The following is a 13,371-nucleotide window of genomic DNA, read 5'->3' as shown; positions in this document are numbered from 1 at the left end:
AATCTAGAAAATGAATTATGAGAATATTTACAACGTTACTATTTTGCACCATCTGCATTTCGGCAATAGCACAAAAGCCTGATAACCGGATTGTGATTGGCGCGGTTGATACTATTTTCTCGAAAGTTCTGAATGAGAAGCGGGCACTGTTGATACATGTGCCAAATGGTGGTAAGGACGAGCGCTACCCTGTGTTGTATATTTTGGACGGCGAAGACCATTTCAATTCAGCAGTAGGTATTGTGCAACAGATGGCGGGGGTGATACCTGATATGGTAATTGTTGGCATTACCAATACCGTACGGGAAAGAGACCTTACACCTACCCATGTTACCGCACGGAAGGGTCAGGACGATGTATCAGGCGGCGGCGAAAATTTCATGAAGTTTATTAACGATGAGCTTTTCCCTTATGTCGACAGTCATTACCCGACCGCACCCTATCGCGTTTTCAGTGGCCACTCGCTGGGCGGTTTAACCGTCGTAAATGCACTCGTTAACCACACCGCGTTATTTAACGCCTACATCGTTATCGATCCAAGTTTGTGGTGGGATAACAAAAAACTGTTGAAGCAGATACAGCAACAATTGTCAACCCTTAATCTCGCAAAAAAATCATTATTTGTGGCCTTTGCTAATAATATGTCGCCGGGGGTTGATACCATTACCGTAATGCAGGATACGCTTAACCCCCGTACGAACGTAACACGATCTGTATTACCCTTTATTAAGGCTTTGAAAGAGACGAAACCCAAAGCGCTTAACTGGAGTTATAAATTTTATCCCAACGAACGACATGGCACTATCGAGCTAAATGCGGAATACGATGCACTACGGTACTTGTTTAATTACTATGCATTTTTAACGAGCCAGTTTGACGGCCACCCGGAGCTAAATGTGGATGCTGTTCTTGCGGCTCATTTCAAAATGCTGTCTGAGCGTCTTCGATATACCGTTGTGCCGCCCGAATCATTAGTAAACAGCCTCGCCTATTATTGTTGGGGTACCAACAAATCAAAGGAAGCTTTTTCTCTTTTTAAAAGGAATATTGATAACCATCCGCAAAGTGGCAACGCTTTTGACAGCGTTGGCGATTTTTATGCAGGAACCGGGGAAAAGCAAAAAGCAATTGAGGCTTACATTAAATCGCTAAGCCTGCAGGAAACAGTGGATACCCGGCGAAAATTAGAAGAATTGCGGAAGAAGTAATGCTATCTGTCTTAAAAATGATAATAAGGAGACACCATTATATACACAATAACGCCGGTGATGGTTACATACAACCAGATTGGGAATGTCCACCGAACCAGTTTTTTGTGTTTTTGCACTTGCATTTGCAGGCCACGGTAAAAGCTTAGCAGAATTAGCGGCAAAACGCCCGCGGCTAATATAATGTGAGAAATTAATATGGTGAGATATATTGTACGTACGCTGCCAACCGCACCACGTTCCGCGTCAGATAGTATACCATCGCCGTCAAGGTCGCCAAAAACCGTTTCCTTTTTCATCAGGTAATGAAACGTAATGTATGATACCAGGAAAAGTGATGACAGGCAAAACGCCAGTATATTAACCCGCTTATGCATTGTTATATTACCATGCCTGATAAAGTAAAGTGATACAAGCAGCAGTACGCTGCACGAACCATTTAATATAGCATTAAGCTTCGGCAGGTAAATGGTGAACGCCGGGGTAACCTCGGGCACCGGCAATATCTTTCTGTTAAGAATTAACACTACCGCAAACACAAATACGGAAACGGCTGCTACAAATCGGAATATAAATTTATCGGTCATCTTTCTAGTAACAAAATCAAATCTTACTTTATCAACATAATGCTTGCCTACTACCTGCTGATTTAATATACGGCCGGTTCTCCATTTCTCACTTCCTCCAAATACAAAACCTTAATTTCATCATTCAGCTTGTCAACATCCTTTGACGATGCCCCGGTATAATACCCCCTGATTCGTTTTTGGGCGTCAATCAATATCAGCTTATCACTGTATACAAAATCATTGGGGCCGGTTTGCAGGGCGTTTACTAAAAAGCCGGTCCGGGCCAGGTTGTATATGGAAGAGGTGTCGCCTGTTAAAAACATACGTTTTGGCGTTAGTCCTTTAAAACCATCAGCATATTTCTTTAAAGTCGAAACGTCATCTTGTTTTGGGTTAACCGTAATCGATACAAAATAAACCATCTTGTTTTTTTTGTACAATGAGTCGAGAACGTTTGCATTCTCGTTCATCAGTTTACACACCGACGGGCAACCTGTATAAAAAAAGTTTACGACAAATATCTTATCCTTAAAAGTTCTTAACGATACCTGTTTGCCGTTTTGGTCGGTTAACTTAAAATCGGCCAGTGTGTGGTATATTGTATCCGGGATGGCCTTGCCTTTTACCTTGTGGGTGGTTTTTGCAACAGTTTTGTCGCCGAATATATTTAACTGCTGGTACCTGTTTTTACCGTGAGCGTCGAGTAAATAATATAAAAATCCCGGTACTACTAAAACAAGTACTAGGATCATGATTTTTTTTGAAATGCCTGCCTTCATTATAACAGGCTGCTCAGGGCACGCCTTAGTTCAATCCAATAATGGCTTTCATTTGTAAGTACCAATATTAAGCCGATGATGAAAAGCACGGGGAGCACAATGGCCATAATCAGCCCCATCTTTTCAAATTTCAAGTGCATGAAATAAGCTATAATGTAGAATGCTTTAACCAGCGTTAATACAATGTATATCGGGTTTATCCACAACGCGCCCGGATGCTTAGGAGCTATAACAAGTGCTACAAAAAACTCAACAGCGGTTATACCTAACAGGATATAAAAAACATTCAGTATTCTTTTTTTAGTCATTCCCTCATGTTCGCCATGTGCGGCATCGTCATGATGAATAGTTGCAGTTTCTGATGACATATAATATCTTTTTAAATTATCAAACTAAATAGAAGAAAGTAAATACAAACACCCACACCAAATCTACAAAGTGCCAGTAAAGGCCAACTTTTTCAATCATAAGGTAACTGCCTCGTTTTGCGTATGTGCCTATTAAAACGTTAACGGTGATGATGATATTAATTATAACACCCGAAAATACGTGGAAACCGTGGAAACCTGTTATGGTAAAGAACAAGTTTGCAAACTGCTGACTCGACATCTGTTGTTGCGACAGTGGAACTCCTTCTTTAAAAAACTCCTGCAGCGTTTTTGCATCCGGTATTCTTGACCACCAAAAGCCCTCATGGAATAAATGGTTCCACTCTAATGCCTGGCAGCTTAAGAACATTACACCTCCAATAATGGTGCCTACCATCCACCAAATAACTTCTTTTTTTGCGTTACGGTGACCGGCTTCAACAGCCAGTACCATGGTAACCGAACTCAATATCAGAATTAAAGTCATTAAACCCACGAAAACCAATGGGGCGCCTGATTCGATCGAAGTTCCCGGTACCGATTGGAATACCAAAGATGGCGTTGGCCAAACTGGTGCACTAAAACGTAAAGCGCCGTATGAAATTAGTAATGATGAAAATGTAAAAGCATCCGAAAGGAGGAAAAACCACATCATCATTTTACCATACTCAACATTGAAAGGCGACCTGCCCCCCGACCATGGTGTTGATTTTACCTCATCAACTTGTTGTGTTACTACTGTACTCATTTGTACTTGGATAATTATTTAATTTTGGTTCAAAAGTAAAAAAACATACAGACAAATCCACATAATATCGAGAAAATGCCAAAAAATAGATGCCATTTCGATCTTAAATATATTCTTAACCTGCGGTATGTTCCTGTAAGTGGCTAATACTGTATTTAATAGTACCAGTAAGCCTGCGATAACGTGCAAAAAATGTATGCCGCTAAACACGTAAATAAATGAGCGTGCGGCATTAGGGTTTGAAAAAAATACCTGCATTTTTATTAAAACCAGCCATGCATTAATTTGCAGGGCTAAAAATGCAATCCCTAAAAAAAGCGTAAGCCATAAGTATAAACGTTGTTGAGCTAACTGCAAACCTTTCGCGGCTTTTTTTGCCATTATTAAGGTTAGGCTGCTAAGCGTTAAAACAATCGTGCTGTATATAAATGCGTTAGGTAACAATACCTGCAAGGCATGCCCCCGGCCGCCAACGTATACTATAAAACCGCTCATAAACCCCATAAAAAGCAGGAACGATGTGAATATGAATATCCACATGTTGAACTTTTTAGCACCGAGGTTTTGTTTATCTTCCTGTTGTATTTGAGCCATCATTTCACTTTTCCTATAAAATCAAATAAAAACATTAACTGCACTATCGGCAGGTAAAAAAAGGAACCGTACATCAGTTTTTTTGCTGATGGAATTTCCAAATCTTTTAACAGCTTAAATGCCAGGTATAAAAACACTAAGCTGCATATTAACGATATTGCGCCAACGTAGTAACCGCCATAGCCATAATAGGTTGGCAGTAAACTCACCGGTAACAATATTATAGTAGATGCAAAGGTAAATATTGCACTTGTTAAATTTCTTTTTCCCGACGGTAGCAACCTGAAGCCGGCCAGCTTATAATCATCATCAAGCACCCAGGCAATGGCCCAAAAATGTGGAAACTGCCATACAAATTGTATCCCAAACAATATTAACGCAATATTATCAATCTGCGGATGCGCTGCCACGTACCCAATAAGCGGTGGCAACGCACCGGGAATCGCCCCCACAAAAACTGCTATCGGCGATTTCCGCTTTAATGGTGTGTAAGCAAAGGCATATAGTAAAACCGAAAATACAGATAAATACCCTGCTGTTAAGTTAAGCCCGCCTAATAAAATAGTACCGGCTATGCCCATAAACAAGCCTATAACAAGGCCTTGCCCGTTGGTCATCCTGCCTGATGGCATTGGCCTGTCCATGGTTCGCTTCATCAGCTTATCAAGGTCCTTCTCTATAATTTCGTTAAAGCAATTGGCCGCTGCGGTTACTAAAAACCCGCCGCCTATCAGCTTCAGCCAGTTCATCCAGTCGATATGACCGTTAACCTTACTGCCAATTAAAAATGATATGGACGCCGAAAACACCACCAAAAAGGTGAGCCTTAATTTTATCAGCTTTGAAAAATCGCTCCAAATCATGCGTGCATCCCCCCTTTTACCGACCGGTACAAATTCAACATCAAATAAAACTGCGCTCCAAATACCACCGTTGCCAGCAGTACGTGTGCAGCCTGTGCAACCGGCGGCAACGCCCAGTACGACAATACGATACCGGTAACTATTTGCAGCATTATCATTAAAAACGCAAAGCTCATTATTTGTTGCTGTATAGAGTGGCGACTAAATGTTTTCCTAACCAAAGCATACAATACTATATTGGCTATAAAAACAATAATAGCTACATCTCTGTGCTGGGTAAAAATGGTGCCTGCATTGCTTATCCAGTCGTCGCGGTAACCGCCTTGCAGGTGGCCGGCAACAGCATCAATTTTTTCGCGCACTTCACTGCCGAATGCAATTTGTACTATGCTTACTATTAAAGCAAGTAACGTTACAACATGTACCAGCGGATTAACTGTTAATCCCGGCCTGCCGTCAACACGAGCCAGGTGGTAAGTAGCAATAGCAAGCGCCAGTATCGCCAGTGCAAGCAGCATGTGTACGGTAACTATCCACGCCAGCAGGTTTGTCGAAACTACTATAGAGCCCAGCCAACCCTGGAAACCTACCAGGATAACGTTCAGTATACTTAAAAAAGGTATCCATTTAGTATCGGCGCGATAAGCAAATGCATAAATGGCCGTTGCGATTAAAAACAAACCCGATAACGCACCTATAAGCCTGTTTATGTATTCTGTCCAGGTTTTAGCAGCGTTAAAATCTTCAGGTACCAATATTGAACGGTCTTCACGAATCCGTTTAGCTAAATCACTGTAACCAAACACATCTAATGTTTTTGCAAAACGTTGATTTTTAGCCAGCCGGCCGGCAACGTATTTTTGCTTATAATCTTTAGGTAGTTCGTTTACATTCGTCGGCGGTACATACCTCCCGAAACATTTTGGCCAGTCAGGACATCCCATTCCCGAACCCGTGCTGCGTACAACTCCACCGGCAAGTATCAATATAAACAGCAGGATTATTGTAGCGAGGTTAATTTTCTGGAACCGGATTTTCGACGTGGATGTCCTCATGTTAAGTCTTAAGTCCTAAGTCTTAAGTCCCAGGCCATAGTGGCATGGGGCAAAGGCTCAAAAACAATATATTTCATCAAAGTATCCAAATAATTAGTCCCAAGGCATAAGCAAAGCTTTATTAAACTTAATACTTACGACTCAGGACTAAAGACTCAGGACTTATTTTACCGCTTCGTTAGCTTTTTGCGCATCAGTCCATTTGGTGTGCTCTGCCAAACCGCCAGGATTATCCTCAAAGTCATGAGGAAGGTTTGAGCTCATGGTTTGTGAAAACGGTATGTGCTGCGGTATAAAATCTTCATCATGTCCCGGCTTGCTGTAATCATATGGCCAGCGGTAAACGGTAGGTATCTCTCCTATCCAGTTGCCATGGTGATGTTCAATTGGCGCAGTCCACTCAAGTGTATTTGAATTCCATGGGTTTTGAACGGTTTTCTTACCCCAGAAAATAGAATGAATAAAGTTGTATGCGAAAGCAAGCTGTGCAATACCCGCCATAATAGCCGACCACGTAATAAATACGTTAACAGTTAACCAGTGCTTCATCGATTCAAACTCGGTAAAGGCATAGTAACGGCGTGGTACACCTTCAAGACCCATAAAGTGCATCGGGAAGAATACCAGGTAGGCGCCGATAAATGTTAACCAAAAGTGCAGGTAACCCAAACGCTCATCCATCATACGGCGGAACATTTTAGGGAACCAATGATAAACACCCGCAAGCATACCAAATATAGCCGCCGATCCCATTACAAGGTGGAAGTGGGCAACAACAAAGTAAGTATCGTGCAGATTGATATCCAAAGCAGCGTTACCCAGAAAGATACCTGTTAAACCACCAGAGATAAAGAACGATACCATGCCGATTGCAAAAAGCATAGCCGGCGTAAAGCGGATATTACCGCGCCATAATGTGGCCAGCCAGTTGAATGTTTTTACCGCCGACGGCACCGCGATAATCAGCGTCGTTATCATAAACACACCGCCCAGGAACGGATTCATACCCGTTACAAACATGTGGTGTCCCCATACGATAAATGATAATACCGAAATACCAATTAATGAGTAAACCATTGCATGGTAACCAAATATTGGCTTGCGTGAGTTTACCGACAGTACTTCAGACGAGAGACCCATCGCCGGCATAATTACGATATACACCTCGGGGTGACCCAGGAACCAGAATAAGTGCTGGAACAATATCGGGCTGCCGCCTTCGTAAGGCTGAACTGAACCGTTAAGAACGATGTCGGACAAGTAAAAGCTGGTACCGGCGCTGCGGTCAAAAATAAGCAACACAACACCTGCAACTAATACCGGGAATGACAATACACCCAATACAGCAGTAAGGAACAAAGCCCAAACTGTTAACGGCATTTTCCAAAGGTCCATACCTTTAGTACGCATGTTTAATACCGTACTAATATAGTTGATACCACCCATTAACTGCGATGCGATAAACATCACCATACTTACCAGCCACAGCGTCATCCCCATCCCCGAACCAGGCATAGATTTTGGCAGTGCTGACAATGGCGGATAAATTGTCCAGCCACCGCTTGCAGGGCCGCTTTGCACAAAGAAAGACGATAGCATTACGATACTGGCCATCAAAAAGAACCAGTAAGAAAGCATATTAACGAACGGCGATGCCATATCACGTGCACCAATCTGAAGCGGGATCAACAAGTTCGCAAATGTACCGCTCAAGCCGGCAGTTAACACAAAGAATACCATGATGGTACCGTGTATGGTTACCAGCGACATATAAAAATCGGCACTGATACGGCCGTTAGGCGCAAAATGACCTAGCAAAGTTGTCAGAAACGGAAATGATTTTTCCGGGTAAGCCAGCTGAATCCTGAATAATATCGACAGCGACATGGCGATGAAGGCCATGATAATCCCTGTAACAAGGAATTGCTTGGCAATGTATTTATGATCCTGGCTAAATACGTATGTATTAAGAAAAGTTGCTTTATGGTGGTGTTCGTGACCGTCTTCGTGGTGTACTACTCCGTGATCGTGAACTGCTAATGTTGACATAATCGTTACTCTTATATTAATTGTTTACCGCTAACCTGTTTGACGCCGACACCTGGTTTGCAGGCTTACTATCAGCAAAGTGCAACTCTTTTCTTAACTGGTCGCTTAAGTATGGTTTTTGTTTTGCTATCCAATCCTGGTATTCAGCTTGCGAAACAACACGCACTACTTTCTGCATATTCCAGTGTCCCGATCCGCATATTTTGTTGCAATAAAGCAAATATTCAAAATTAGCATTCCCGGTTATCATCTTCATTTTCGCAGTTGTGATTGTCGGCACAAATTTGAAGAAAGTAGGTAATCCCGGCACCGCATTTAACTGGACACGGAAATGTGGCATATACACACTATGTATTACATCCTGAGCGTGAATATTTATCCTTATTGATTTATTAACGGGTAAAACCAAAGTATCAGCAGATAAATCATCAAAGCTGTTACGGTCCTTAAAATCGACGCCTAACTTATTTGCGGCTGTGTATAACCTGAAGTTGGTCGAACCAAGTTTACCATCAGTCCCGGGGTAACGTATCTCCCATGCAAACTGGTGGCCGGTTACATCAATATTGATATCACCTTTAACTTCGGTGCTGGTCATTACCCTTTGCCAGGTAAAAAATCCGAATACAACCAATATGGTTAAAACTATGGCAGGGATAATTGTCCATACCTTTTCTATAGTATTATTGTGCGGAAGGAAATGAGCTTTGCGCTTATCAGAGCCCCTGTAAACAAATGCAAACCCAAACAGGCAAATTTGTGTAATAACAAATACTATCAGCGTTAAGATAGTGGTTGTGGTAAACATATCGTCAATTGAACCACCGTGCGCCGATGCCGGCTCAGGTAACTTCATAGCTCCCTGCACTGTTAATGACCAATAAGAGCCATACATACCTGCCACTATAAATATGGCGCAGCAAATGCCCATAACACCATTCCAGTTTATCCCTTTTTTACCCTGCATTTTTTGGGTAAGGTCATAAACCCTCAATATTTTACCCACTATAGCAACACAAACTGATGCCACTAAAAACAGTAGTACATAATAAGCAATCCCCGTCCACATGGCACCTTTATCAACCGTGGCGGCATCGCCCTGTGCTGGAGTTTGCGCCATCAGGTTGGTGCCAAACAGCACGAACGCTGCAAAAAGCGATAGTGTTTTTTTAGAATTTATTAGATGTTTGAATCCCATTTTAATGGTTGTTTGGTATTCTTTTTTATTAAAGTGCAAAAATAACAATTATTATATGTGATGATGAAGACTCTCCTCCAGCAACGGATGTTTTTTAGGTATCAGCGATTTAAATTTGCTTAACGCAGTACCAAACATCAGTACAAATAACCCTGCAAAGCCAACAAACACTGCTATATCTATAGGGCTCAATATATTGTACCATTCTGTTCCACCACTAACACCTATCGTTCCGGGCATAATCATCTGCCAGTAATCAAGCCAATGACCACATATTAATATAACGCATGCCACCTGCAACACTGCTACCTTACGTTTCGAGTCGCGTGACATTAAAGTTAACAAAGGAGCAAGGAAGTTGATCACAATGTTTAACCAAAACCATGGTTTAAATTGCGGCTCCCACCTGCGGTAGAAATAAGCAGACTCTTCAGGAATGTTAGCATACCAGGTAAGCAGGAATTGTGCAAACCACAGGTAAGTCCAGAACACCGAGAAACCGAACATTAGCTGGCCAAGGTTGTGCAAGTGATCATCTGTAACCCATTGCATATAACCCGCCTTGCGTAAAAGTATTAGCGATAGCGTAATAACCGACAAACCGCTAACCCAAAGGGCAGCAAAGTTATACCAGCCAAACATAGTTGAAAACCAGTGCGCCTCTAACGACATAATGGTATCAAAAGCAAACAAAGGAACAGTAAAGCCAAATATTAACAGGAACAATACCGACATTTTGAAGCTTTTGTTGTAGTTAAACATACCACCCAGATCATCTTCATTTTGCGAGTATTTTACCAGCATACGGCCAATAAGTGCATAACTGCCAAGGTAAATCACAAGGCGGGTTAAAAAGAATGTCTTATTTAAGTATCCAGATTTTGCAGTAATAATAGCGTCGTAATTTTCATTTCCCTTAAGGGTTACACCTTTAAGTGCCCATAACTTATACAGATAAGGTAGTTCAGTTATTTTACCTTCCTCGTTAGGACCCTGGTGAGTTAAAAATAAGCCGGCAACTATAATTGCAAGTAAAATTAAACCTGCGTAAGGTAAAACCTTTGCAAATGCCTGCGGAACGCGTAAAACAGCAGTCGACCATCCGGCCTGTGCCACATATTGCACCGCGCAAAAGAAAATACCGCAAATGCATACACAGCTTATGTAATAGCCGTTTAATAGTAAGTCAGCAAAAGTGCGTTCTCCATTCCCTGTCAGGAAGCCGGCAAGTAATCCAACCACGCCTACAAGGATCATGATCAGGCTCCAGGTTTTGGCCCTGCCTTTAAATTCAAATTGCCCGTCGAAACTATGAGAAGTATTCATTAATAATTCAGCTTATAAAGTTTGTAAATGGTGAACATACATAATTACTTTCCAGCGCTCTTTCGGCTCCAGCTGTGATGCGTATGAACCCATAGCGTTTAAACCGTAAGTAATAGTATGATAAATTTTACCGTCAGTAAGGTCCTTCATGGCGCCCCCGCGCGACGAATTGCCTTTTGAATATGATGGCGGCGGCGGGTAACCGTGCGCTACCACCAAACCATCACCCTGACCGGTTACACCATGGCATGGTGAGCAAAAGTGCTCGAATAATAGCTTGCCATCGGCATAGTTAGCCTGGGTTTGCGGTAATGTAGTTTTTACCTCAAGGCCGGCTTTTTCGTAGCCATCTTTTGTATTCGGATAATCAAACCTTACAAAGCCAAGCGGGGTTGTACCTGCAGGCGGAAGTTGGGCGGTTTTACCATCCTTAAAATTGTCGTTCTTCTGGTCGGGGTCGTATGCAATGTGCTCATACATATTGGGAGCGTATTCCCATCCGGTACTCCTCTTATCCTTGCACGATGATATAATTACCGTTGCAACAATAGCAATAACCGTTATGCCCAATATTTTACTTTTATTCATAGCTAACATATTTTCTGTCGTTATGCTTAACTTCTACTGCTCCTGATTCTTTTAATAAATTCGTGATATCCTCGTGCGGGATGTTGCCTTTAGCATCAATGGCAATAACAAACCTGTCGTCGGTTGCCCTAAGTTCCATAACACGTGGGGTACGGCCCGGGAAAAGGTGTGTTGCGTAAAAAAATGTAAGCACCATACCAAATGCGGTAAATAACACGGTCCACTCAAATGTAATCGGAACAAAATCCGGAACGGCAAACGCGGGTTTACCACCAATGTTCATTGGCCAATCCTGCACCAGCATGAAATAAGCCATGCTGAAAATGGTTGTACCACCAAGGCAGCCGAACATAAATGCTGCATAACCTAAACGCGAATCCTTAATGCCAAGCTTCTTTTCAATGCCGTGTATAGGCATAGGGGTGTAAACATCGTAAATAGGCACGCTGTTTTTCTGTAGCGTATCAATCCCGTGCATCAGCTCATCAGGATCTGCAAAAAGGCCTAAAATATATTTTGTGGTGCTCATTTTTATGCTTTTTTGTAATCTTTAATATTAACACTGTCAAACGATGTTAATGATTCTTTGTAAAACTCAACCTGCTCGCTATCCAAACCGCCATGTGCAATCAGCTTCTTCTTGGCTTGCTCGCTGCTGCTCTTTAATATCAGCTTCACTTCGGCCATTGCTATTGAAGGCAATACGCGAATGAATAACAGGAACATGGTAAAGAATAAACCTATCGAACCAATAAACACACTCACGTCAACCCAGGTTGGATAAAACATTGCCCAGCTCGATGGTACAAAGTCGCGGTGCAGGGAAACAACGATAATTACAAATCGCTCAAACCACATACCGATGTTTACCACGATAGACAGTACCCATGAAATTGGGATATTTGTACGTATCTTTTTGAACCACATTAACTGGGTCATCAATACGTTACAGCCGTACATCATACAACCAGCCCACCAGTATGGCCCTATAAACCTGTTAAGGAATGTATATTGCTCATATTCGCCGGCTGAGTAGTAGGCGATGAAGAACTCTGTTAAATAAGCCACACCTACTATCGAACCTGTTAAAAGGATGATTTTGTTCATCGCTTCTATGTGGAACATAGTGATGTAGTTTTCTAAGCCCAATACTTTACGGGTAACCAGCAAAAGTGTTTGCACCATGGCGAAACCCGAGAAGATAGCACCCGCAACGAAATATGGCGGGAATATGGTAGTATGCCATCCCGGTTCAAGGGATGTGGCAAAGTCCATGGATACAATGGTGTGTACTGACAGTACCAGCGGCGTTGATATACCGGCCAAAATCAAACAAACGGTTTCAAAACGCTGCCAGGTCTTAACTGAGCCTGTCCAGCCGAATGACAATACCGAATATATTTTTTGGCGGATACCTGTAGCACGGTCACGGATTGTTGCCAAATCTGGCAATAAACCTGTGTACCAGAATACCAATGATACCGAGAAGTAAGTTGATATCGCGAACACGTCCCAGATAAGCGGTGAGTTAAAGTTAACCCATAACGAACCGTACTGGTTAGGGATTGGTAACGAGAACAAAGCCATCCATGGGCGGCCCATGTGAGCCAAAATGTAAGTGGCCGCGCAAATTACCGCAAAGATTGTCATCGCTTCGGCCGAGCGGTTAATGGAGTTACGCCAGTTTTGACGGAACAGCAACAGGATTGCCGAAATAAGCGTTCCGGCGTGACCAATACCTACCCACCACACGAAACCGGTGATGTCCCAGGCCCAGCCTACTGTTTTATTTAAACCCCAGGCGCCTAACCCGTTCCAGAACGTGTAGCTTATTGCAAACACCCAAAGGCATGCGCCTAATGATGCTACAGTAAAACCTATCCACCACGCTTTACCGGGCATATTTTCTACAGGGCGAAGTACATCATTCGTTATTTGGGCGTAGGTAATGTTCTCGCCCGTAATTAACGGTTCCCTGATTATCGATTCACTATGAGATGCCATATTCTATTTTCTCTCTCTTGTA

The 13,371-nt window shown here is 42.4% G+C and carries 14 protein-coding genes; 1 reads left to right on the top strand and 13 read right to left on the bottom strand.

What is annotated here, in order from left to right; genetic code table 11:
* The first annotated feature begins 17 nt into the window (after window positions 1–17).
* On the top strand, window positions 18–1,208 hold the full coding sequence (locus Q0R52_RS28500; protein WP_295801839.1) for an alpha/beta hydrolase-fold protein: 1,191 nt from the start codon (window positions 18–20) through the stop codon (window positions 1,206–1,208).
* An 11-nt stretch (window positions 1,209–1,219) separates the two neighbouring features.
* Here the strand turns inward: Q0R52_RS28500 and Q0R52_RS28495 are convergent, their stop codons facing one another.
* The 13 genes from Q0R52_RS28495 to nrfD form a co-directional block, all read right to left on the bottom strand.
* Window positions 1,220–1,795 (bottom strand): DUF420 domain-containing protein, encoded by a 576-nt coding sequence (locus Q0R52_RS28495; protein WP_295801837.1) that lies wholly within the window; start codon window positions 1,793–1,795, stop codon window positions 1,220–1,222.
* 62 nt (window positions 1,796–1,857) lie between these two features.
* A complete protein-coding gene (locus Q0R52_RS28490; protein WP_295801835.1) occupies window positions 1,858–2,529 on the bottom strand; it encodes an SCO family protein in 672 nt (223 codons plus the stop codon).
* A 26-nt stretch (window positions 2,530–2,555) separates the two neighbouring features.
* Window positions 2,556–2,924 (bottom strand): cytochrome C oxidase subunit IV family protein, encoded by a 369-nt coding sequence (locus tag Q0R52_RS28485; RefSeq protein ID WP_252788948.1) that lies wholly within the window; start codon window positions 2,922–2,924, stop codon window positions 2,556–2,558.
* A 19-nt stretch (window positions 2,925–2,943) separates the two neighbouring features.
* The gene (locus Q0R52_RS28480) at window positions 2,944–3,672 is read right to left on the bottom strand and encodes a cytochrome c oxidase subunit 3 (RefSeq protein ID WP_295801832.1); all 729 of its coding nucleotides are present in this window, start codon (window positions 3,670–3,672) and stop codon (window positions 2,944–2,946) included.
* An 18-nt stretch (window positions 3,673–3,690) separates the two neighbouring features.
* Window positions 3,691–4,269 (bottom strand): cytochrome c oxidase subunit 3, encoded by a 579-nt coding sequence (locus Q0R52_RS28475; RefSeq protein WP_295801830.1) that lies wholly within the window; start codon window positions 4,267–4,269, stop codon window positions 3,691–3,693.
* Entirely contained in the window at window positions 4,266–5,129 is an 864-nt protein-coding gene (gene cyoE, locus Q0R52_RS28470; RefSeq protein ID WP_295801828.1) for a heme o synthase, read from the bottom strand. The genes Q0R52_RS28475 and cyoE overlap by 4 nt, the downstream gene beginning before the upstream one ends.
* Window positions 5,126–6,184 (bottom strand): COX15/CtaA family protein, encoded by a 1,059-nt coding sequence (locus tag Q0R52_RS28465; RefSeq protein WP_295801825.1) that lies wholly within the window; start codon window positions 6,182–6,184, stop codon window positions 5,126–5,128. The genes cyoE and Q0R52_RS28465 overlap by 4 nt, the downstream gene beginning before the upstream one ends.
* A 162-nt stretch (window positions 6,185–6,346) precedes the next feature.
* Window positions 6,347–8,233 carry a cbb3-type cytochrome c oxidase subunit I gene (locus Q0R52_RS28460; RefSeq protein WP_295801823.1) on the bottom strand — a complete coding sequence of 629 codons (1,887 nt, stop codon included), beginning with the start codon at window positions 8,231–8,233 and terminating at the stop codon, window positions 6,347–6,349.
* Window positions 8,234–8,249: 16 nt separating this feature from the next.
* Window positions 8,250–9,431, bottom strand: a complete 1,182-nt coding sequence (locus tag Q0R52_RS28455; RefSeq protein ID WP_295801821.1) for a cytochrome c oxidase subunit II — start codon at window positions 9,429–9,431, stop codon at window positions 8,250–8,252.
* 51 nt (window positions 9,432–9,482) lie between these two features.
* Complete coding sequence (locus tag Q0R52_RS28450) at window positions 9,483–10,757, bottom strand: quinol:cytochrome C oxidoreductase (RefSeq protein ID WP_295801820.1); 1,275 nt, start codon at window positions 10,755–10,757, stop codon at window positions 9,483–9,485.
* A 12-nt stretch (window positions 10,758–10,769) separates the two neighbouring features.
* Window positions 10,770–11,354, bottom strand: coding sequence for a cytochrome c (locus Q0R52_RS28445; RefSeq protein WP_295801819.1), 585 nt, complete (start codon window positions 11,352–11,354; stop codon window positions 10,770–10,772).
* Window positions 11,338–11,874, bottom strand: a complete 537-nt coding sequence (locus tag Q0R52_RS28440) for a DUF3341 domain-containing protein (protein ID WP_295801815.1) — start codon at window positions 11,872–11,874, stop codon at window positions 11,338–11,340. Before Q0R52_RS28440 ends, Q0R52_RS28445 begins: the two co-directional genes overlap by 17 nt.
* Window positions 11,875–11,876: 2 nt before the next feature.
* Window positions 11,877–13,349, bottom strand: a complete 1,473-nt coding sequence (nrfD, locus tag Q0R52_RS28435) for an NrfD/PsrC family molybdoenzyme membrane anchor subunit (protein WP_295801813.1) — start codon at window positions 13,347–13,349, stop codon at window positions 11,877–11,879.
* Between the last annotated feature and the right edge of the window lie 22 nt (window positions 13,350–13,371).

It is taken from the genome of Mucilaginibacter sp., from assembly GCF_025359345.1.
GTDB lineage: Bacteria > Bacteroidota > Bacteroidia > Sphingobacteriales > Sphingobacteriaceae > Mucilaginibacter.
Note: the sequence above shows the minus strand (reverse complement) of the source record. Positions and strands in the feature narration are given on the sequence as shown.